19 protein-coding genes and 1 pseudogene are annotated in these 22,008 nt (G+C 63.9%); 17 read left to right on the top strand and 3 right to left on the bottom strand.

Annotated elements, in window-relative coordinates:
* Nucleotides 1–113 precede the first annotated feature (113 nt).
* The 5 genes from Q0316_RS06360 (at nt 114) to pcm (ending at nt 4,363) form a co-directional block, all read left to right on the top strand.
* Complete coding sequence (locus Q0316_RS06360) at nt 114–1,118, top strand: hypothetical protein (RefSeq protein ID WP_298670701.1); 1,005 nt, start codon at nt 114–116, stop codon at nt 1,116–1,118.
* A 138-nt stretch (nt 1,119–1,256) separates the two neighbouring features.
* On the top strand, nt 1,257–1,496 hold the full coding sequence (locus Q0316_RS06355) for a PepSY domain-containing protein (protein ID WP_298670894.1): 240 nt from the start codon (nt 1,257–1,259) through the stop codon (nt 1,494–1,496).
* Between the two features lie 11 nt (nt 1,497–1,507).
* Nucleotides 1,508–2,185 (top strand): response regulator transcription factor, encoded by a 678-nt coding sequence (locus tag Q0316_RS06350; RefSeq protein ID WP_298670700.1) that lies wholly within the window; start codon nt 1,508–1,510, stop codon nt 2,183–2,185.
* Nucleotides 2,178–3,524 carry an ATP-binding protein gene (locus Q0316_RS06345; RefSeq protein ID WP_298670699.1) on the top strand — a complete coding sequence of 449 codons (1,347 nt, stop codon included), beginning with the start codon at nt 2,178–2,180 and terminating at the stop codon, nt 3,522–3,524. Before Q0316_RS06350 ends, Q0316_RS06345 begins: the two co-directional genes overlap by 8 nt.
* Before the next feature lie 44 nt (nt 3,525–3,568).
* On the top strand, nt 3,569–4,363 hold the full coding sequence (pcm, locus tag Q0316_RS06340; RefSeq protein ID WP_298670698.1) for a protein-L-isoaspartate O-methyltransferase: 795 nt from the start codon (nt 3,569–3,571) through the stop codon (nt 4,361–4,363).
* Here the strand turns inward: pcm and Q0316_RS06335 are convergent.
* Nucleotides 4,356–5,033 (bottom strand): phosphatase PAP2 family protein, encoded by a 678-nt coding sequence (locus tag Q0316_RS06335; RefSeq protein ID WP_298670697.1) that lies wholly within the window; start codon nt 5,031–5,033, stop codon nt 4,356–4,358. The genes pcm and Q0316_RS06335 overlap by 8 nt on opposite strands.
* Nucleotides 5,033–7,339: a TonB-dependent receptor gene (locus Q0316_RS06330; protein ID WP_298670696.1), complete on the bottom strand. Its 2,307-nt coding sequence runs from the start codon at nt 7,337–7,339 to the stop codon at nt 5,033–5,035. Before Q0316_RS06330 ends, Q0316_RS06335 begins: the two co-directional genes overlap by 1 nt.
* Nucleotides 7,340–7,639: 300 nt before the next feature.
* Here Q0316_RS06330 and Q0316_RS06325 point away from each other — a divergent pair, with 300 nt between their 5' ends.
* From Q0316_RS06325 to Q0316_RS06310, 4 genes are read left to right on the top strand one after another with little or no spacing between them, the layout of a single operon-like run.
* Nucleotides 7,640–8,563 (top strand): hypothetical protein, encoded by a 924-nt coding sequence (locus tag Q0316_RS06325; RefSeq protein WP_298670695.1) that lies wholly within the window; start codon nt 7,640–7,642, stop codon nt 8,561–8,563.
* Nucleotides 8,563–9,084 (top strand): FMN-binding protein, encoded by a 522-nt coding sequence (locus tag Q0316_RS06320; RefSeq protein ID WP_298670694.1) that lies wholly within the window; start codon nt 8,563–8,565, stop codon nt 9,082–9,084. Before Q0316_RS06325 ends, Q0316_RS06320 begins: the two co-directional genes overlap by 1 nt.
* Nucleotides 9,032–9,916, top strand: coding sequence for an FAD:protein FMN transferase (locus tag Q0316_RS06315; protein ID WP_367179645.1), 885 nt, complete (start codon nt 9,032–9,034; stop codon nt 9,914–9,916). The genes Q0316_RS06320 and Q0316_RS06315 overlap by 53 nt, the downstream gene beginning before the upstream one ends.
* Nucleotides 9,916–10,362: a hypothetical protein gene (locus Q0316_RS06310; RefSeq protein WP_298670692.1), complete on the top strand. Its 447-nt coding sequence runs from the start codon at nt 9,916–9,918 to the stop codon at nt 10,360–10,362. Before Q0316_RS06315 ends, Q0316_RS06310 begins: the two co-directional genes overlap by 1 nt.
* Here the strand turns inward: Q0316_RS06310 and Q0316_RS06305 are convergent.
* Nucleotides 10,357–11,076 (bottom strand): phosphatase PAP2 family protein, encoded by a 720-nt coding sequence (locus Q0316_RS06305; RefSeq protein WP_298670691.1) that lies wholly within the window; start codon nt 11,074–11,076, stop codon nt 10,357–10,359. The genes Q0316_RS06310 and Q0316_RS06305 overlap by 6 nt on opposite strands.
* 265 nt (nt 11,077–11,341) lie before the next feature.
* Between Q0316_RS06305 and Q0316_RS06300 the strand changes: the two genes are divergently transcribed.
* The 8 genes and pseudogenes from Q0316_RS06300 to Q0316_RS06265 form a co-directional block, all read left to right on the top strand.
* Entirely contained in the window at nt 11,342–11,884 is a 543-nt protein-coding gene (locus tag Q0316_RS06300; protein WP_298670690.1) for an RNA polymerase sigma factor, read from the top strand.
* Nucleotides 11,885–11,944: 60 nt separating this feature from the next.
* Nucleotides 11,945–12,886, top strand: coding sequence for a FecR domain-containing protein (locus Q0316_RS06295; protein ID WP_298670689.1), 942 nt, complete (start codon nt 11,945–11,947; stop codon nt 12,884–12,886).
* Nucleotides 12,828–15,200, top strand: coding sequence for a TonB-dependent receptor (locus Q0316_RS06290; RefSeq protein WP_298670688.1), 2,373 nt, complete (start codon nt 12,828–12,830; stop codon nt 15,198–15,200). The genes Q0316_RS06295 and Q0316_RS06290 overlap by 59 nt, the downstream gene beginning before the upstream one ends.
* A 353-nt stretch (nt 15,201–15,553) precedes the next feature.
* The gene (locus tag Q0316_RS06285; RefSeq protein ID WP_298670687.1) at nt 15,554–16,012 is read left to right on the top strand and encodes a hypothetical protein; all 459 of its coding nucleotides are present in this window, start codon (nt 15,554–15,556) and stop codon (nt 16,010–16,012) included.
* An 84-nt stretch (nt 16,013–16,096) separates the two neighbouring features.
* Nucleotides 16,097–18,232, top strand: a complete 2,136-nt coding sequence (locus Q0316_RS06280) for a TonB-dependent receptor (RefSeq protein ID WP_298670686.1) — start codon at nt 16,097–16,099, stop codon at nt 18,230–18,232.
* A 132-nt stretch (nt 18,233–18,364) separates the two neighbouring features.
* Nucleotides 18,365–18,805: a Fur family transcriptional regulator gene (locus Q0316_RS06275; protein ID WP_298670685.1), complete on the top strand. Its 441-nt coding sequence runs from the start codon at nt 18,365–18,367 to the stop codon at nt 18,803–18,805.
* Nucleotides 18,806–18,959: 154 nt separating this feature from the next.
* The gene (locus Q0316_RS06270) at nt 18,960–21,449 is read left to right on the top strand and encodes a DUF3772 domain-containing protein (protein ID WP_298670684.1); all 2,490 of its coding nucleotides are present in this window, start codon (nt 18,960–18,962) and stop codon (nt 21,447–21,449) included.
* Nucleotides 21,450–21,588: 139 nt separating this feature from the next.
* Nucleotides 21,589–22,008, top strand: a pseudogene (locus tag Q0316_RS06265) (efflux RND transporter periplasmic adaptor subunit); the annotation flags it as partial.

Raw genomic sequence — 22,008 nt, 5'->3', positions numbered from 1 at the left:
GCTCCCCGCAGTAGCTTTGATTCGTCACAAACATTGTATTTTCCCAATGTTGCAAAAAGACTCTGGCAAGCCCCGGCGCGGTGCATTCAATGCTCTCCCCGAAGGAGACTCGAATGTCGTTCCCGATCTGCATGCGTGGCCTTGCCGCGCTTTCGCTTTGTCTCGCGGGTGCCGTGTCGGCGCAGGAATATCACGCTGGCAACCCGATCGCTGTCCCGGGCGACGGAGCATGGGATTACGCCAGCGTCGATAGCGCGGCGCGCCGGCTCTATGTCGCGCACGGCAATGAGGTGAGCGTTGTTGATCTCACATCCGGCAAGCCGTTGCCCGCGCTCGGTCCGGTCGCCAAGGGTCATGCGGTCGTGCCTCTTGCTGCGGGCGAACTGGCCGTGACGAGCGGCGATGACGCGACGGTGCGTTTCTTCGACACCAAGGCCAATCGGCAGATCGCGACGCTGGCGGTGGGGAAAAAGCCCGACGCCGCCGTGGTCGATCCGGCAACGGGGCACCTGCTCTCCGTCAATGCCGTATCGGGGACGATATCGGAGATCGACCCGCAGGCGCATCGCGTGGTGCGGACCATCTCGGTCGTCCCCGGCCTCGAGTTCGCCGCGATCTCGGGGCGCACCCTGTTCATCAACAATGAGGACAGGAACGAGATCGAGGTGGTGGACCTCGACAAGGGTGTGACTGGCGCGCCGATCAAATTGACCGGTTGCGAGGAGCCGAGCGGGCTTGCGCTCGATGCTGTGCATGGACGCCTGATCAGCGCCTGCGCCAACGGCACGGCGGCCGTCACCGATGTCGCATCGCGCCGGCTGAGCCAGCTTGTCGCGATCGGGCACGGGCCGGATGCCGTTATCCTCGACGCCGCGCGATCGCTTGCGTTCATCCCGGCGGGCAAGGACGGAGTGCTCGATGTGCTGGACCTGTCCGACGCGAAGAAGGTCACGCACAAGGCGGCGATCCGCACCGGGGTTGGCGCGCGTACCGGCGCGCTCGATCCCTTGACGGGCGCGATCTATCTGCCGACCGCGAAGCTGGCGCCGGCAGCGGCCGGCGCGCGGCCTCGCGTCGTTCCGGGCAGCTTCCATGTGCTGGTAGTGAAGCCCTCCTGAGCCTTGGTTGGGAAAATGGAACCGTGCCGCAACGCTGGCCCAATGTGCAGGGGCCTACACCTTCCCCGGCTCCATGATGGAGTCGTTGAAGGAGAGTTCACGATGTTACGCACGGTTCTTCTGACGTCCGCGTTGCTGGTGACCGCCACCGGTGCGACAGCGGCGCCCCACGCGAAGCTGAGCATGGCGCAGGCGCGGGCGATCGCGCTGAAGAAGGCGCCCGGCACCGTCACGAAAGGCGAATATGAGAAAGAGGGCGGTGGCTGGCGCTATTCGTTCGACATCAAACAGGGCGCCCGCATTCACGAGATCGGGGTCGATGCGAACACCGGCCGGATCGTCGAGGACAAATTCGAACGTCCCGGCGACAAGGACTGAACGGGCCGGCGATGCGCATCCTCCTTGCCGAAGACGATAGGGAAACCGCAGCGCAGGTGGTCCGCGGGATGAGTGCGGCGGGCCATGCGGTGGAAGTCTATGGTCGCGGCGACGAGGCGCTGCGCGCCGGCAGGGAGGACGGTTTCGATCTCGCCATCGTCGATCGGATGCTGCCCGAAATGGACGGACTCGATATCGTTCGGCGTTGGCGGGCGGGCGGGGTCAAGTTGCCGGTCATCATGCTGACCGCCCTCGGCAGCATCGGCGACCGCGTGTCGGGGCTGGGCGCTGGGGCGGACGATTATCTGGTGAAGCCGTTCGCGCTGGCCGAGCTTTCGGCGCGCGTCGGTGCGTTGCTGCGCCGTCCGCCTTTGTCGGAGGTCCAGACCCGCTTCCAGGTCGCCGACGTGACGCTCGACGTGCTGCGGCGCGAGGTGCGGCGCGGCGGACGCGAAATCCGGTTGCCGCCGCGCGAGTTCGGCATCCTCGAGCAGTTGATGCGCAACGCCGGGCGCGTCGTCACGCGGGCGATGCTGCTGGAGACGGTGTGGGGATTCCACTTCGATCCGCAGACCAACATTGTCGAGAGCCATTTGAGCCGGATGCGCAGCAAGCTCAACGAGGGCTTCGACACCGACCCGATCGAGACGTTGCGCGGCGTCGGCTACCGGATGCGCGACGGTGACTGACCGGCGGCGCAGCGCCGCCTATCGCATTGCCTTCGTCTATTCGGGGGCGTTCGCGCTCGCGGTCGTGCTGCTCGGGGTGATGGTCTATTTCGCCGCAGACCGGGCGTTCCGCGCGCAACAGGACGTGTCGCTGGCCGAGGCGACGGCCTATCTCGTCCAGGTTCATCGCAACGAGGGCTATGATGATCTGGTCGACGCGATCCGGCAGCGGCGCGCGCCGGACGGCGTCGTCACGTTCGGCTATGCGCTGTTCGACGCGAAAGGCCATCGCCTCGTCGGGGACTTCGACCTGCCGCTTCCGCAGCCCGGTTATTCGAATGTCATCTTCAACGACCCGGTCGAGGGCGCCGATGCCGCGCGCGCGCTCACCACGGTACTCGATCGCGATCATATCCTGGTTGTCGGGATCGATTCACAGGCCCTCGAGCGGATCGATCATGTGGTGCTCTCGCTGTTCACCGGCGCTCTCGCGCTGATTCTGGTGATCGGCGCCGTCGGCGCAGTGCTGCTCGGGGGATACTTGCGCCGCCGCCTCGCCCGGGTGAGCGGCACGGCGCAGGCCATCGTCGAGGGAGACCTTTCGCGTCGCGTTCCCGTCTCGGATCGCGGAGACGAGTTCGACCAGCTCGGCATCGTCGTCAACCTGATGCTGGAGCGGATCGGCCGACTGCTGGAGAACCTCCGGCAGGTGTCGGCCGACGTCGCGCATGACCTGCGCACGCCGCTGGCGCGCTTGCGCGGACGGTTGGAGATGGCGCTCGACGAAGCGGATTCTGTCGCGCAGCGACGCGCGATCGAGGAGGCCGTCGAGCAGGGCGATGCTCTGCTCACGCTGTTTGCCTCGATCCTGCGGATCGTCGAGGTCGACAGCGGCGAGATCCGGCAGGGCTTCGTGCCGGTCGACGTCAGCGCGCTCGCCGCCGACCTATGCGAAAGCTATGCGCCGGCGATCGCCGACGGCGGGCGCAGCCTTGCCAGCGATATCGCACCCGGAATGATCGTGCCCGGGGACCGGGAACTGATCGCACAGGCGCTCATCAACCTGCTCGACAACGCGCAGGCGCACACGCCGCCCGGCACGCGCATCGGATTGATGGTGCGCGAAGAAGCGGGCATGGCGCGGCTCGCGGTGATCGACGACGGGCCGGGCGTCCCCGCGGAAGATCGCGGACGCATCACCGAGCGGTTCGTGCGGCTGGATCGCGCACGCTCGGCAGCCGGCCACGGCCTCGGCCTCAACCTCGTGGAAACGATCGCGCGCGCGCATGGCGGCTCGCTTTCGATCGGCGACGCGCGGCCGGGGCTTGAGGTGGTGCTTCGCCTCCCGCTGGCCCGATGAGACGCGTCTCGATCCCATTTGCGATGCTGCTGCTATGCGGCTGTATGCCGCGGCCGGTCTCGAGTGGCGCGACGGTCTTCCCTCCGGCGTATGCCGCCCTGAACCTGCCCCCGACGAAGCAACGCGCGCGGATGGTGAAGCGCATCCGGGCGTCGGTCGGACGGTCCGCGCCGTCGGCGCTGACGCAGGCTCTGGATCGCGCACTCGCCGTGATCGGACAATTGCCACGAGAGGATTTCGTCCAGGCGAAAGGCCGAGCATTGGCCTATGTCGATGCGCCACAGGATATCGGCTACGACCAGACGATCTCCGATCCCTATATCGTCGCGCTGATGACCGCGGCGCTCGACCTGCCGACGGATAGGAGCGCGAACGTGCTCGATGTCGGCACCGGCTCGGGCTATCAGGCGGCGGTGCTCTCGCCGCTCGCAAAGAGCGTCACGTCGATCGAGATCGTGAAGCCGCTGGCCGATCAGGCGCGCGTGCGGCTCGCGGCGATGGGCTATCGCAACGTGACGGTGATCGCCGGCGACGGCTTCGCAGGTGCGTCCGATCGCGGCCCTTTCGACGGCATTGTGGTCGCCGCCGGCGCTTCTGAAATCCCTGCGCCCCTGATCGCGCAACTCAAGGTTGGCGGGCGTATCGTGATGCCGATAGGTCCGGGCACCTTCCAGGAACAGCTTGTCGTCGGCATCAGGCAGCCGGATGGGGCATTGCAGCGCTGCACCCTCGGCGTGACGGGTTTCGTGCCGCTGACGGGACGTGGTGCGCGACCGACGGCGATGCATGGCCTCACCGACCGCTCCATTCCATTCTGCTACGGTGCGGCGCTCACCTGATCCCGGCGACCGCCAGCTCCGCCGCCGCAGCGTCATAAGCGGCGCGGAAATCGGGCTTCGCCATCAGCCGTTCCGCCACCAGCATCCCCAGCGCCTCGCCGGCCGTCACATCGCTGCGGAAATGCTGGAGGCAGACGACGCGGCTCTGCCCGTAGCGGGCGGCGCGCGCCATGATCGCGGGCGCCTTCGCCGGGACCAGCCGCGCGAGCACCGCGCCCATCGAAAAGGCCATGGTGGTGTGCCCGCTGGGATAGCTCGACAGGGGATCGCTGCGCCCCTGCGTGCAGGTCTGGAGCGTCGTGTCGATATCCCATGGGCGATGGCGCCTGAACTCATCCTTGCCGCGATCGGACGCATCCTTGCCGCTGGCGCGCACCAGCTTCATCAGCCGCTTGGTCGCCGGAAGCGCGTTCAGGTCGAACGCCGGGCCGATCGCGACGGCGAAGATCGTGGCGTTCTTCGTCTCGCCATCCAGCGCCGCATCGGCCTTCTCCGCCGCCGATCGCGCACGCTCGACCATGTGCAGTTCGTCCATTTCCGCGCGCGCCTGCACGCTGCCTTGCACGGGCGGCGGCGGGAGCACCAGCGCCGGATCGAGATCGGCCTGCGTCAGCAGCGGCGCGGGCTTCGCCTCGCCGGCCGCGAGCAGTAGCGCGAGGAGCGGCAGCATCAGAACTTCACCGTGATATCGCCCGTCACCGTGCGGCCGACCTGATAGAAATACTGATCGGACGCGGTCGTCTTGCCGGTGTTGATATTGGTGACGCGCTGCGAATTGAACAGGTTGTTCACCTCCACGCCGAAGCGGATCTTGCCCAGATCGTAGCGTGCGGAAAGGATTGCGCTATTGTAGCCGTTGCTGCGGTAGAAATTGTAGCTGCCGAGCGACTTCGCGTCGCTAGGGGCGATCTGGCTGGGATCAGTGAACCACTGCCGCCCGGTCCATTTGTCGATCAGCGAGAAGACCATCGGGCCATGCTTGAACAGCACGCCGCCCGCCGCCGTCCATTCCGGCGCATTGGCGACCTGAAGCGCCATGAAGCCGTCGTTTTGCGTCTTCGCATAGTTACGCGAGCCGTTGGCGAACACCGCGAGGCCGCCGGGAAAGGCGTAGGTGATCTGGCCCTCGATGCCCTTGTATTGCACCGAGCCCTGGTTGAACCACACGGTGCCCACGCCGGGGATGGGCGACGTCATCGATGCGAACTTGTTCGAGAAGTCGATCTTGTACACGTCCGCGTCGATGCTCAGCCGCTCGCCATGATAGACCACGCCCGCCTGATAGTTGGTCGACTTCTCCGGCTCCACTGTCGAGCGGCCGGGGATATTGACATAGAGCACACTGAGCGCGGGCGCGAGGAAGCCGCGCGCATATTGCCCATAGACCGCCAGCGCCGGGGTGATCGCATAATTGATCGTCGCGAACGGCAGGTTGGCGCTGTAGTTGCTGTTCAGCCGCTGGGCGTAGCGCGTCGTCTGGTTGTAGGCCGCATCGATACTGCGGCCAAAATCGACATGCTTGAAGCCCGGCGTAATCTTCAGGTTCGGGATCGGCCGCAACTCCAGCTCGACGAATTCCTCGGTATGGTTGGTGTTGCTGTTCTGGTCGAATTTGATGTCCTGCGGCGTGGCCGCGCCGGTGGCCGGATTGGTCACCTTCTTCTCGACGTAATTGGGCAGCATCGTCACCAGATCGACGTCGCGCTGCTGGCGATAGGTGTCGGACCATTCGATCCACGCGCCGGTCGTCAGCGTGCCGAAGCCGAAATCGAGGTGGACCTTGGCGATATCGCCGTACATCCGGTATTTGTTCGTCTTGGTGTAGCCGGGCACGCCCGGCGCCGTCGTCTTGGAGCCGGGGGTGAGCGTCACGGTGTTCACCTCGGGCGTGGCATGGCCGTAGGCGGTGGCGTCGCTGCCGCTCAGCGTCTCATTGTCGTAGCTGTAGGTATAGGCTCGGTTCTCGAAGCCGGAATGCTCGCCGAAATCGGTCTCGAACTTGATGATCTCGAAATCGGTGGTCTTGCGGGTGTGGTTGTAGCCCCAATAGCCCTGGCTCTTCGGATCGTCGTTCAGGCTGTAATATTTGCCGTATTTCGCGATCTGGTCCTGCGTCGCGCCGTCCTTGTCCGGCTGGTTGAAGCGGTTGACGTTATAGGTGCCGAGGAACGTCAGCCGCGCACGGTCGCCCAGCGGCACCATCACTTTGCCGAAGATGTTCCACGAGCGGAACGGGCTGTAGGTTCGCGCGCCGTCGGACTTGATCCACTGGGTGCTGAACACGGCTTGCGTGCCGCCAAGCTTGTCGATCGCGCCGGTCTGCGCGACGCCGCGCAGCAGATAGGTGTTGAAGCTGCCATAAGCCGCCTTGCCCTCGAAGCTGGCGTCCTCGCGCGTGGCGCGGCTGAACAGGTTCATGTTCCCGCCGAACGTCGCCTGACCCAGCGTCGCGGCGTTGCCGGGGCCGCGATCGACGATCAGCGTCTCCACGGTGTTCGAGGGGAAGAAGGTGTTCGAATGGTGCGTCGGATCGTTGGTGTCGCCGAACGGCACGCCATCGTAGGTGACGTTATATTCGCCGTCCTGGAAGCCGCGGATCTGCGCCTTGCTCTCGGAGAGGCCCGTGCCGTTGGCGTTGCCGTAGTTGGAGACGCTCGGCGCGATCAGCGCGATCTGGTTGAAGTCGGCGGTCGCGGGCAGCGAATCCTCGATGAAGGAGCGCGAGACGATCGACTGCGGCTGCGTGGTCTTGAGCGAGGCGGTGACGGGCGCGATCTCGTTCGCCTTGGTGCCGGTGACGACGATGTCCGAACCCTCGGCGATGCCGTTCGACGCCTGCCCGCCCACGGCGTCGGCCGCGACCCCATCGGCGGCCGGCTCTTCACCCGGCGCCGCGAGCGCGGGGGAGGCGATCGTCAGGAACTGTGCAACAGCAGTGGCCGCCAGCAGTCGGCGCGCGGAGAACGCAAACTTCATCGGATATCGCCCCTTTGCCGTAATCGGCTGGTGGCGCGCTAGTAAAGGTCTGTGACAGATCGATTGCGGTTGTGGGTCGGAACGAAGATTGAGAAAATACAATATTCCTTAACGAGAGCATTTTGGTGCAAGTGCTTTTCGTCATATCCATTTATAAATATGCGATTTATTCGACCAGCTTCCCCAGATTCTGGCTTGGCGGTTCTATTGCGCGGCGTCTGAATCTGAACACCGCGATCTTGCACGCCAATTGCCGCACAATTAGGCGAATAACTCGCAATAGCAATCAAAGGGGCAAGCATGAAACGGCGTTTGGGCGCGGCAGTTGTCGCGGCGACGGTGCTGGCGTGGAGCCCGCAGGCCAGCGCTTCGGAAGCGATGTTCGGGTATGTTTACACCACTGATACGGCTCCCAAAGGGAAGACCGAGGTGGAGCAGTGGGTGACCGACCGGGAGGGGCAGGCGCACGGCTATTATCACGGCATCTATACACGGAGCGAGATCGAACACGGCTTGACGGACGACCTTCAATTATCGGTCTATGTCAACGCGGCGTATATCGCTGCGCACAACAACAGCGTCGATCACCTGACGGAAGGGCTCGATATCTCGCCCGATCACAACCCCTACAAGCGGCAGGCAAGCGCCCATTTCGATGGCGTTTCGGCCGAACTGCTATGGCGCGTGATGAGTCCGTATACAAAGCCCGTCGGCCTCGCTTTCTATATCGAGCCTTCGATCGGCCCGCGCGAAAGCGGCCTTGAGCTGCGGGCGATCGTCCAGAAGAATTTCCTCGATGATCGTCTGATCGTCGCAGCGAACGGCTGGATCGAATTCGACAAGGAGCGCGGCACCAATCTGGGCGCGATCGCCTCGTCCGCGCCTCCTAGCTTCGCTGGCACCAAGGCGACCTATCTCGAGGAAGATGTCGGCGTCTCCTATCGGTTCCGGCGCAACTTCGCGGTCGGGCTTGAATTCCGCAATCACAACGAATTCGCCAACTGGTCAATTGCCGGAAGCGATCAGCAGCACACCGCCTTCTTCCTAGGGCCGAATATCCATTACGGCGGCGAGCACTGGTTCGCCACGCTCGCGGTGCTGCGTCAATTGGGCGCGACCGGCTTCACGGACGATCAACGGGCGCAGATCTATCACGGCCGTCTCTACGGAAACGAGCACACGACGTGGGACGGGATCCGGCTGATCGTAGGTCGGAGTTTCTGATGCGTCGCATTGCGCTCATGGCGCTCGTTCCGGCCGCGATCTCGTCGCCGGGATGGGCGGTGACCTATATGTCCGTTCAGCAGGCGCAGGCGGCGATGTTCCCCGGTGAACAACTCACCTCGGCGTTTCACGAACTGACGGCGCAACAGGTCGCCGCCATTCGCAAGGCGTCGGGGGAAAGTCCGCTCTCGAAATCGCTGAAATCCTGGCGTGCGGCCGACGGGGGCTGGTTCATTGCCGACGAGGTCGTCGGCAAGCATGAATTCATCACCTACGCCGTTGCCCTGTCTGCCGACGGAGCGGTTCGCGGGATCGAGATCCTCGACTATCGGGAGAGCTACGGCAATCAGGTCCGCGACCCCCGCTGGCGGCAACAGTTTGTCGGCAAGAAGGCGGGGCAATCGCTGAAGCTCGGGACCGATATAAAGAACATTTCTGGCGCCACCTTGTCATCCAAGCACATCACGGATGGCGTGCGGCGTGTGCTCGCCACCTATGCAATCGTGCTGGCGCATGGATGAGGCTGGGATACGGCGTTGCAGGCCGTTGCTCGGCACATTCGTCGAGATCGCCGCGCCGGCAGGGACCGAGCGCGCGATCGAGGCAGCCTATGCCGAGATTGGCCGCCTGCATGCGCTCATGTCCTTCCACGATGAAGGCAGCGATCTTGCCGCGCTTCGACGATCTCCGCCTGGAGAGACGGTCGCAGTCGATCCGGCAACGGTGGAAGTCCTTGCGCTGGCGGGCGAAATGTTCGTGCTGAGTGACGGCCTGTTCGACGTGACGATCGGCGTTGAACTTGTGGAACATCATTTCCTTCCGCGGCCTGTCGGAGTCGAAGCACATCCAGGCCGGGGAACAGGCCGTGATATCGTGATCGTCGATACCGGCCATGTCCGGTGCGACGCGCCGCTCCTCATCGACCTGGGAGGCATTGCGAAGGGATATGCGGTTGATCGGGCCGTGCGTGTTCTGGCGGACGCGGGCGTGACCAGCGCGATTGTCAATGCCGGCGGCGATCTGCGCGTGCTCGGAGACCGTGCCGAGACGATCCACCTAAGGGAAGCGGACGGGAGCATAGCCTTCAGCGTGGAAATAGCCGACGCAGCACTGGCGAGTTCGGGAGACGCGGATCTGGTTCGATCAGGGCACGATGGCGCGATCAGTCCCTATATCGGGCGCGATCGCCGCCCGATCGACGTTGGCGAAGCAGTATCGATCGTCGCCGATCGGTGCGTGGTCGCCGACGCGCTTACCAAGGTTGTGCTCGCCGACCCTGTTCGCGGCGCGATGCTGGCAAGCCGGTTTGGCGCCGAGGTGATCGCTTGCCCATCGCGCAGGTGTGCCGCCTGATGATCCATCTCAAGACAGCGAAGCTGGCGCGCTGGCAGATCCATTCCTTGTGCTGGAGCGGCGGTCTCCTGTGGGTGACCGGGGCCGCATGGCTGTGGCTGCATTATTTCGGGCAGGTGAAGGGTGAGTTCGGCCCGGAAACCAGCCCCTTCGAGCCATGGATGATGCGCATCCACGGCGCGGCGATGATTGTCGCGCTGCTCGGGTCGGGCAGCCTGCTGGTGGTCCATATCTGGCGCGGCTGGACCTACCGCAGCCAACGCTGGCTCGGGGCGCTGCTCGGTGGTCTGATCATCGTGCTGATCCTTACCGGCTATTGCCTCTACTATGTGGGAGACGAGAAAACGCGCGCCGGAGCGAGCCTTGTCCATTGGATGCTCGGGCTTGCCGCATTGCCGGTCTTCGTCCTGCATTATCGGCGTGGCCGGCGCTTGCGGCGGTCATGATCCCGTGCGGCGCTTTCGCCTCGCCCGACGGATCGTGACACGTATCCTGCGATCAGTGAACGCCACCACGAGCGCCCAGGCCGCGCCGATCAGCCATCCGGCAAAGACGTCGGTCGGCCAATGGACTCCGAGATAGAGCCGGGACAGGCCGATCAGCACAGCGATCATGAACGCCAGCGCCATCAGATAAAAGCGGCTCCCAGCGCGCGAGACATGGGCGGCTGCGAACGCGGCGAGCGACAGATAAACGATCGCGGAGTTCGCGGCATGACCGCTCGGGAAGCTGGCGTCGCTGAACGGCGCCCAATGGGCCACGACATCCGGCCTCGTCCTTCCGAACAATGGCTTGATGATGAATGAAAGCGAGGTGCCGAGCGCGATCATGACCGCGAGGCGGATTGCCTGCGCGGCGCGACCCGAGGCGAAAAGATATCCCATGACCGCCAGGACGACGAGGATCAGCGTCGTGGTGTCGCCGAGCGCCGTGAGATCGAGCATCAGCGGCCTCAGTCCCGGCACGGCGCCGAGATTGTGTCTGATCCACAGGAGCGCGGCGCGGTCGAAGGCATGCGTTTCGCCTTCGAGTATCTCCGATCCGAGCCAGGTGACGAGCAGCGCGGCGAGTACGGTGAAAGCGACCGTGGCCGACAGGACGATATCCGGTCGTGCGCGCGCAAGTCGCCGGATTCGCGGAACTGACCAGATCGTTGCCATGGAGCCTGAATAATTCCCGTCAGTGGAGGGAAAGTGGCGCGAAGATTGAGAAATCCCAATGTTGCCGTGGAAACGCATGGCGAATGTTGTCTCGATCGGACAGCGTGCCTAAAATCCGGGCCGGACAATTTCGTTTGTCGGGGTTTTGCCGGCGAGGTTGATTTTGGAATGGGATTCTCCAACGAGATCCGCCGGTCGAGACGGATTTGTCGGCACCCGTGCAGCGCGGGGCGCTATCGTGGACGGGGACCGGGCGAAACTCCCCGTGTCTGCTGAAGCAGTCAGGTCCGTTCCGCCCAACCCGACGCTTGAGACCCTCTATGGCGTGCATCGCCGTGAGGTGCTCCGTTTCCTTACGGCGCGGACCGGCGACCGGGCCGAGGCCGATGACCTCCTGCAGGAGCTCTGGATCAGGGCGCGCGCCCATGCGGGGCCGGTGGGTGACGGCAGGTCGTACCTCTATCGCATGGCGCACAATCTGATCGTCGATCGGTTGCGTGCACAGCAACGCCGGATGCGGCGCGATCGTCGATGGTCCGATGAGCGGCACGGCGACGACGCAGGACTCATCGACCGGGCCGATCCCGCACCGACGCCCGAGGAGGCTCTGATCGCGCGCGAGGAAGGTCAGGTGGTCAGGGCGGCGATCGCGACCCTTCCGGAGCGTGCCCGCCGCGCGTTTGAGCTGCACAAACTGCGAGGAATGAGTCATGCGGAAGTCGCGCGCGATTTGTCGATTTCCATCAGCGCCGTCGAGAAGCATATGTCGGTGGCGATGAAACACCTGCGCCGTATCCTGCTCGACTGAGGTGTGGGACGTCGCGCGACGTCCTTTGCAACATATGGATCTGGAAACTGGTCAAGCGTGATGAACGGGGCGGGGAAGGAAAACGACGAATCGTTCGATCAGGCGATTGCGTGGCAGCACGCGCTCGCCGGGGACGATCCGGACTGGGATGCCTATATGGGCTGGCTGGAGGCCGACCCGCGGCATCGCCGCGCCGTGGATCAACTGGCGCTTCTCGATCGCGCCATCGATGAGCATGGGGAGGTCCTCCGGGCCCCGGATGCCGGCGCAATGGCGTCAAGGCGAAGCCGCTGGCTTCGCGCGTGCGCGGGCGTGGCGGCAGGGCTGCTCCTGGCTGTCGGCGCCGGGACTTATCTCGGCCAGGACCGCGATCAGGTCTATGCCGCGGACGCGGCCAGTTCGCGGCGGATCGTCCTCACCGGCGGCGTAGCGGTCGACCTCGCGCCCGGATCGCAACTGACCGCGTTGGAAGGAAAATCGAACCGCTTGCGGCTCGATCGCGGCGAAGGGTATTTCTCGGTCCGGCACGATCCCGCGCGGACCTTGTCGATCGCGGCCGGCGGATATGAGATCCACGACATCGGCACCGAGTTCGCAGTGAAGATCGGCGGCGGGAACGTCTCCGTTGCCGTCGCCGCCGGGCAGGTTGCGGTCGATGCGGACCGACTTGAACCAACCCGATTGGCCGCCGGGCAATTGCTGAACGGGCGCTATGATGGATCGGGTGGCAATATTCTCGCGGTCCACAAGGAGGACGTGGGAAGCTGGCGCCATGGCCGGCTGGTATATGCCGATGCTCCATTGCCGGATGTCGCGGCTGATCTGGCCCGTTTCACCAATCACAACGTGACGATCGATCCCGAGCTTCGCGGGAAAACATTCTCGGGAGTATTGATAATTGGCGATGGCTCAAGGGCATTTCAAAATCTCGCAGAGATCCTTGGTGCGGGGATTTCGGAGCAGGGGCGCGAGGTTCACCTTTCTGGCGTGCATCACCGCTGAAGCCATCGGTGCGGCGTCCCCGGCGCTCGCGCGCGACCGGAAGATCGAATTCACTTTGCCCGCCGCCGATATTTCGACGACGCTGATGCAGATCGCCCAGACCGCCGGGGTTTCAATCGGATGGGTGGGCCGGCCGCTGCGGATCACCACCAGGCCGGTTCGCGGCACGATGACGGTCGAACGGGCCTTGTCGCGCGTGCTGGCAAGGACCGGATTTCGCGCGATGCGGGTAGGGGACGCCACGTTCCGTCTGGTCGAGATTTCGAAGGAACCGCGTTCTCCGCGCCATACACCTGTTCACCGGGAACCTCCGAGCGAACCAGCCGCAGGCACGGATCAGGCGAACGATATTCTGGTGACCGGCCAGAAGCGGTCGCAGACCTTGCCGGAGGTGCCCGGCTCGATCGTGGTCATCGATCCGATACGGTCCCAACCAGGCAGATTGTCGCCGGGCAGTCGCGATATCGCGGAATCCACGGATGGCCTGGCGGTCACCAATCTGGGGCCGGGGCGCAACCGCCAGTTCATCCGTGGCGTCGCCGACAGCCCGTTCAACGGTTCGAGCCAGTCGACCGTCGCGGTCGTCGTCGACGATGCCCGCGTCACGTTCGATGCTCCCGATCCCGATCTTCGCCTTGTGGACGTCGCCCGCGTCGAGATCCTGAAGGGGCCGCAGGGGCCGCTCTATGGTTCCGGCGCGTTGGGGGGAATCTACCATGTCGTGACACGCAAGCCGGACCTGTCGAGCTTCAGCGGAAGCCTGCGGCTCGGCGGCGAGACGGTCGAACACGGCGCGGCCGGTGGCGGAATCGATGGCGTCGTCAACCTCCCGCTGGTCCCGGATGTGCTGGCCGTTCGTGCCGTGGGCTATGCCAATCGTGAAGGGGGGTGGGTCGACAATATCGGGCGCAACCGCGACGCGAATGGCACGACGATAAACGGGGTCCGGCTGGCGGCGCGCTGGCATCCGGACAACGACTGGACGCTCGATGTGTCGGCGATGCTGCAGGACGTGAACACACGCGACAGCCAATATGTGATGGCCTCCGACGAGACCTTGCGGCGGAAGTCGCGGATCGCCGAGCCTGCCGACAATGATTTCAAGCTGGTGTCCGCGACGCTTCAGGGCAGGATCGGTCCACTTTCGGTCGTCGCGGCCTCCAGCGTTGTCCGGCACAGTATAAGCTATATCTATGATTCCAGCGATGCCTCGCCGCTATTCGGGCTGACCGGCCCCTCGCAATTTTCTGACGACCGTGGATACGAGATCGAGAACCATGAAATTCGATTGGGACCGGCCGGTTCATCGCGATGGATCGTCGGGCTTTCCTATATGCGGGCGCGCAGCGAGAATCACGCGGCGATCGCAAGTGAGACCGCGAGCCGGGTCGTTGAAACGAGCGATCGGCATGTCTCGGAGGTCGCGGCCTTCGGCGAGGGGAGCATTCCCCTGACCAGTTCGCTCGACGCGGTTCTGGGTGCGAGGCTCTCGAATACCGTTTCCGATGACGAAGCCGTGGAAGAGGATGGCGCGGCAAGCCGTCGCACAGCCCAACTCGTGCTTTCCCCGAGCGCCGCGCTGAATTGGCGACCGAACGAGCGGACGACGATCTATGCGCGCTATGCCCGCGCAGTGCGTCCGGGCGGGCTTACGCCCGCTGCGGACGGGGGACCGCGCAGCTTTCACTCCGACGCGCTGGATTCGATCGACACCGGCGTTCGATGGGCATCCGGAAGCGGCCGGCTGTCCGGCAGCTTGGCGGGCTTCTACTCGACCTGGCATCACGTCCAGAGCGATGCGCTGCTTCCGTCCGGGCTGGTCGCGACGCAAAATGTCGGTGTCGCGCGCATTTCCGGGATCGAGGTGACCGCATCCTGGCAACTCACGCCACGCCTCGCGATCACGGGAGGGGGAACCTATGTCGATGCCGAGCTCATCCGCTCGCGCATCGGTGCCAACCGCCTCGACCGGCGGCTTCCGGTGACGCCCGACGTGACGTTTCGAGCTGTCGCGGATTACCGGTTCGACATGGGGTCGTGGAAGGTCTGGTTGAACGCGCAGGGCAATTACATCGGGCCCGCACGATTGACCTTTGATCCGCGTCTCGACCGGCGAATGGGCGATTATGCGATCGTGGCGGCTGCGGCCACCATCTCGCGGGATCATCTTATTCTGACCGCGCGGCTGGATAACCTGTTCGACATCAACGGCGACAGCTTCGCTTTCGGAAATCCTTTCTCCTTCATGTCGGGCCGTCAATTCACGCCGTTGCGGCCGCGTGCGATTACCGTTTCGATTACGCGAAACTGGTAGACATTTGTATCGCGAAATGCGGCGATATCTGCCAGCGGAGTGGTTTCAGGTATATCCACCGCTTCGCGAAGTTTTTGATCGCGAAGCGGTCATCTCCGCTCAGATTGCGGCAAAGTAATCTATATTGAATTTTTGCAATGTAGATTAACAACATCGCCAGATTTGGACCATTGTACGCGGTAAATCCTTGGCTTCCGCGTGGTTAAATGGGATCTTGCGTCGCGAACGTTGCAAACTTTTTCCTTATCTTGCGCTGGTCCGTTCAAAATCACTTGCGATCGAGTGATATTATACCATATCGCTGTCTCGTGACCATGTCCGCTGGCATCAAAGGCTTATAGACCGTGGTTTCGATGTATCGGCCGCAGGTGGCCGCCATTGTATTCCGGGAAGCCGAAGGCAGACCGGGGGCGAGCGGCCAGGAGACGCGCAAGCGCGACCGGACCTTCTCCGGCCTTGGTCGGCGGATCATGCTTATCCTCGCGCTGGCCGCGCTCACGTTTCAAAGTCTCGTCGTTCAGGGCCACGTCCATGCGCGCGGTCGACAGACCACCCAGGAATTCGCCCAGCGCGAAACGTTCATCAGTCGCTTGCCCGGTGTCCCCACGCCCGGCGACGATCCCTTCGATTGCCCGATCTGCCGCGAGATGGCTCACGCCGGCAACTACCTGCTCCCTCCGATCGCGGTGGTTCCCGTTATCATCGCGCAGATCGCGTTTATGGCGATCCGGCCTTTGCCGCGGCATCGCCTACTGGCGTTTCCGCTTGTGCGCCGCAGCCGCGGTCCTCCCGAGCCTCTCCAAGCCCGCTGAAACGAAAAAATCCCATGGCCGGCATTCGGGCGACCGCATGTCGTCGACCTGCCGGCGCCAATCCCAAGGTTCTCGGAGAAACCCATGCGTGCCTATTATCTGATCGGCGTGGCCTCGGCCGCGCTCGCTTCGTCCGTCGCCCATGCGCAGGATGCGCCATCGAACGCGACGGATGATCGCGGGACGATCGTCGTCACCGCGGAGAAGCTCGACGCGGCGCGAGCGTCCATCCAGCCAAGCCTCGGCGCCACATCGTACACGATCACCAATGCGACCATCCAGGCCCTGCCTGGCGGCGACAACCAGCAGTTCAATCAGGTGATCCTGCAACTCCCCGGCGTCGTGCAGGACGGCTTCGGCCAGTTCCATGTCCGCGACGACCACAACAATCTCCAATATCGCATCAACGGCACGATCCTGCCCGAAGGCATCGCGGTGTTCGGGCAGACGCTGAGTCCACGGCTGGTCGAGAAGTTCAATCTCGTGACCGGCGCGTTGCCGGCGCAATATGGCCTGAGGACCGCCGGCATCATCGACATCACCACCAAGAGCGGCCTCTTCAACAATGGCGGCTCGGTTTCGATCTATGGCGGCAGCCACGACATGATCGAGCCTTCATTCGAATATGGCGGATCGTCGGGCTCGACCAATTTCTTCGTGTCCGGCGATTATCGCCACAGCAATCTCGGGATCGAGAGCGTCGACGGCTCCTCCACTCCGCTGCATGACCGCACCGATCAGGGACAGGCGTTCGTCTATGTCGATCACATCATGGACGCCAACAACCGCATTTCATTCGTCGGCGGCTATTCCAACCAGCATTTCCAGATCCCCAATCCGCGCGGCCTCACGGCGGCGGTCGACGGCTTCGCGTCGGGCGGCTTCTCGGTCGGCGGCGTGGGCGACTTCGCGAGCGAGGCGCTTGACGAGCGGCAGGTCGAGCAAACCGCCTTCGGCCAGCTTTCCTTCCTCCACGACAGCGGCCCGCTGACCATCCAGACCTCGCTGTTCGCGCGCTATTCGACGCTCGATTATTATCCCGATGTGCTCGGCGAGCTGTTGTTCAACGGGCAGGCCCAGCGCGCGATCAAGCATGATTTCACGATCGGCGGGCAGATCGATGCGGCTTATCGGCTGAGCGACGCGCACACGCTGCGTTTCGGCGCCGTCATAACGCGGGATCGGGGGACGAGCCGCACCACGACCCAGGTCTTCCCGCTCGATCCCGTGACCGGCGCGCAAGCGGGGGAGCCGATCGGCATCGTCGACAATGGCGGCAAGACCGAGATGACCTATTCGGCCTATCTCCAGGATGAGTGGAAGATCCTGCCCACCGTCACGCTCAATTTCGGCGGCCGCTTCGATTATTACAAAGGCTATCGTTCGGAGAACCAGTTCAGCCCGCGTGCCAATATCGTGTGGCAGCCGACGCCGGACACGACGATCCATGCCGGCTATGCGCGGTATTTCTCGCCGCCGCCCTTCGAGCTTGTCACGACAACCACGATCCAGAAATTCGACGGCACGAGCGGGGCGGCGACTTCCGACGTCAACACGACCCCCTATGCCGAACGCCAGAATTATTTCGACGTCGGTTTCCAGCAGAAGGTGGGCGACAGCGGCCTGACCTTCGGTGTCGACGGCTATTACCGCCGCTCGAAGAACCTCATCGACGAGGGCCAGTTCGGCGCGCCGATCATCCTCACGCCGTTCAACTATCGCCGCGGGCGTATCTACGGCGTCGAAGCCAACGTCAGCTACGTCAAGGGGCCGTGGATGGCGTATGCCAACTTCGCCTATGCGAACGCCAAGGGGAAGGACATCGTCTCAAGCCAGTTCAACTTCAGCGCGGACGATCTTGCCTACATCCATGACCATTACATCTATCTCGATCACGATCAGACCTATACCGCTTCCGGCGGCTTGTCCTATGCCTTCCAGGGCGAACTGAAGGGCCTGAAGGTCGGCGCTAATGCTATCTACGGATCGGGCCTCAGGACGTCGACGACGATCCCCAACGGCGGCGCGCTCCCGGACTATGTGCAGGTCAATTTGTCGGCAAGCTATCGGCTTGAGCGGCCCGGGGTCACGGTTCGCTTCGACGTGATCAATGTGGGCGATCATATATATGAAATCCGCGATGGCGGCGGCGTTGGCGTGGGCGCACCGCAATATGGGCCGCGCCGTGGATTCTTCGTCGGTCTGAGCAAGGATTTCTGAACAGGGACGGACTGATCTGACGCCGGCCATCCCGGCGTCGGGTCGGGAAGTCCCGCTCCAGTCGCGCGAAAAACCATCGGTCGCCTCCCGTTCGCTCAAGGGGCCGTCGCGCCGATGGATTGGGAGCAGGTCATGAGGCGTTCAACTGGTCATCGCGGTTCCGCGAAGGGAAAGGGCGGTTTCGGAAAAAGAGCGACAATTCTTCCCGGAGCAACGCTCGATGCGATTGTCCTCGATGCGCTGGTCACGAGCCAGAAGCCGCTCAGCGTCTATCAGCTCGTGGCGTTGGTCGCCGATCGCGGATACCAGCTTCCGGCGATGTCGATCTATCGTTCGATCGACCGTCTCGAACTGAGCGGAGCGGTGGAGCGGGTCCAGATGCTTTCGGCCTATCGCGTCAGGGACAAGCCGCAATGCGTGCTCGCGATCTGCACCGAATGCGGCGATACGATCTCGATAGCCGTTCCCGACCAGCATGAAGCTTTGCGCCGGGCCATTGCCGGTCAGCAATTCGCGGTAAGCGAACTCTCGCTTGAGGCGAGTGGAAAATGCTCATCCTGCCTCGCCAGATGAATGGAAGGACCAGGTAGGCAGGGGCCTGTCGGGCACCAAGCTTCCGCACTGGATGGGTAGCGGCGCGTGGAACCATCCTCCCGAAATCGCAACATTATAGAACCTTAACTTGCGGCAGATCGTGGGGTAACCGTATCTCCGCGCGCATGACGAGATGACCGGAAGGTTGAAGGGCGCGGGCATGCAACGATTCCTCGACAGCTCGCTGCGTCGTGCGGTGGTTTTGCTTATTCCCTGCCTGTTGGTCGGCTCGGCAGCGCAAGGCCAGACGACGGCCACCACCTTGTCCCTGTCGCCGGTCCATGCCGCGCCGACTCCGCCGACAATCACATCGCTGGCGCTTCAGGTCGACCGGGCCGATGCCGAGGCCCAGCGCATCGGGGCAGGCGCCCACCTGCGCGGCATCGACGATGCAGATCTTCAAACCCGACTTGCCGCGATTCCCGCGGTGAGAAGCGAAATCGACGACGCGCTAGCGGCGTTGGAGCCACGGCTGAAGTTTGCCGACGCGCGCTTGGCCGAGCTCGGGCCACCGCCCGGACCCGGACAGCCGGCAGAAGACCCCGAGATCGCTCAGGAGCGTTCGAAAATCACCACCGCGCGCCGGACGATCGATACAGAGGTCAAACAGGCTCATCTGATCAGCGTCGAGATCGACCAGCTCGAAACCTATCTCCAGACCCGCCGACGCAATCTCTTTCTCGAACAATTATGGCAGCGAACCCGGTCACCGCTGGACTTTCGCTTCTGGACGAGCGTCGGGGCGGCGTGGCCCCACGATGCCAAGCGCGCGGAAGCGCAATTTGATGGCGCGCCCATCCCGATGGGCACGGGCGCAATGCCTCTGGCGGCAGGCGCGCTGATTTGCGCGCTTGCCTATCTAGCCCTCGCCTTGGGCCGCCTGCTGCTTGAGCGATTGGTGATCGCGCGCTGGGCAAGGGCATCTGCGCCGAGCCAACTGCGTCGGGCGATCCTTGCGCTTGGCCTCATCGCGGCCGCGATGCTCGCCGCATCGTGTGTCGGAATGGTGCTACAGACTTGTCTGGGGGCGCTATCTGGTGGAAGGCCGATTGTCACCGCATTGCTCGCGATTCTCGCGCGGGTAGTCGTGTTCGCGTCCGTGTTCGCTTCGCTAGGCCGCGCGCTCCTCCAGCCCCGATGGCCGGCATGGCGCCTGGCGCCTCTCCCCGACGGATTGGTCACGCGAATCCGACGCTTTCCCGACATGCTCGGGCTAACCTTTGCCATTACCGGCTTTACACTCGGCGGCGATGCGGCCCTCGGGTTCAGCGCCCCGGTGTCGTCGGCGCTACAGTGCGTTGCAAACCTTATCCTCCTGGGAACCATTGGCGGCACGCTGCTGACCATTGCGCACACGGCGCAGGCCGTGTCGGATTATCCGATCGTCCGGGTCGCACGCACATCACGATTGCCATGGGCGATCGCGCTGATCGCAAGCTGGGGCGCGTTGCTCAGTGCCCTGGCCGCGACGCTGCTCGGCTATGTCGCGTTCGGCTCCTTCATCCTGAGGGAGGTGATCTGGATCGCGACGGTGCTGGGTTGGCTTTTCCTCTTCACCATCCTGGTCGATGAAGCCCTGCCGAGCCTGCTCGATCCAGCCACCCGCACTGGAGCTTTTCTCCGATCTTCGCTTGGCCTTTCGCCGGCTGCGCTACGCCAGGGCGGCGTGTTGTTGTCGGGCTGCGCTCGCCTCGGCCTTCTCCTGCTCGCCTGGCTGGCGATCTGGGCCCCTTTTGGAGCGACGGCTGAGAATCTGTTTGGCCGGTTGTCGACAAGTGACCTGATCCTTCACCTTGGGCAGGTCACGATCTCGCCGGCGACGATCGTGATCGGGTTCCTGGTGTTCCTTCTTGGTCTTGTGGTGACGCGCGCGGTGCGCCGCTGGCTGGAGGCGCGCTACCTCCCCACGACCTCGATGGACATCGGAGCGCAGAATGCGCTGGGTGTCGGCATCACGTATCTTGGCGCAATCCTGGCAATCGTGATGGCATCGGCCTATCTGGGCCTGAGCCTCGACAGGATCACGCTTCTTGCGAGCGCGCTTTCGGTGGGCATTGGTTTTGGCCTGCAATCGATCATCGGCAATTTCGTGTCCGGGCTGATACTCTTGATCGAACGTCCGGTGAAAGTCGGTGACTGGATCGCGATCGGCGATCTGGACGGCGATGTCCGAAAGATCAGCGTGCGCGCCACCGAGATCGAGATGGCCGATCGGTCGAAGCTGATCGTGCCGAACACCGATCTCATCTCCAAGACGATCAGAAACGTCACGAGAGGTAGTACGCTCGCCCGGCTGAGGATCGTGCTGCGCGTTTCGGACGACGCCGACCCGATCCTCGTGCGGGATTTGCTGAAAGCGCGGCTGGATGACCATCCCGAACTCGCGCATGAGCCAGCGCCCGTGGTTTATCTCACCGATGTCCGGGACGGCGCGCTCGAATTTGCCGCGACCGGCTATGTAGCGTCCGCGCGTGACGCATATCGGATCAAGAGCGATCTGCTGTTCCAGATCATCCCCGAGCTCAGGCGATCCAACATCGCGCTTGCGACCTCATCCCCTGTCGTCAATGTCGGCATCGGCGAAAGAGCGATCGAGCCTCGGGAGCAGGGTCGGTCCGCTTGATGCGGGAACCGTGGTTCCCGTCGAGCGAGGTTCATGGTTTGTCGCGTATTGAGCCTCACGCCATTGAACGGCGGTGAAGATTGGGAAATTGTATAGCCCAGCCCATCGCGCGCCAACGTCGCTGCGATAGGCGTGTGACATGCGTTCCATGCTGTTCTTGCCCGTGCTCCTGCTCCTTGGTTGTGGCGAGACCCCGGGCAAGCCGGGTGTTCCACCGGTCCATGCGGAGCCGGTCGCGCGCGAATCAGAACTGCTTCGGCTGAAACTTGCGCCGGAAGCGCAGCATCGGCTCGGCATCCGGCTCGCGCGTGTTGGTGAGAGCATCGCGGCCAGGCACCGCGCCGTCGCGGGCGAGATCGTCGCGCCGCCTGGTACCGAGGGCGGCGTGCCGATCGGCTCCGCGAACGATCTGCGGGCGATCGGCGGCCAGCAGGCGGCGGCCGATGCGGAACTCGCCCGGGCGGCAGCGCAGGAGCGGCTCGCCCGCATCGCCCTGACGCGCGCCGAGAGCCTAGTGCGGGAGGAGGCCGGCAGCATCCGCGCCCGCGACGAGGCGGCG

The sequence above is a fragment of the uncultured Sphingomonas sp. genome, assembly GCF_937871615.1.
Lineage (GTDB): Bacteria > Pseudomonadota > Alphaproteobacteria > Sphingomonadales > Sphingomonadaceae > Sphingomonas.
This window is presented reverse-complemented; position numbering and strand designations above follow the sequence as displayed.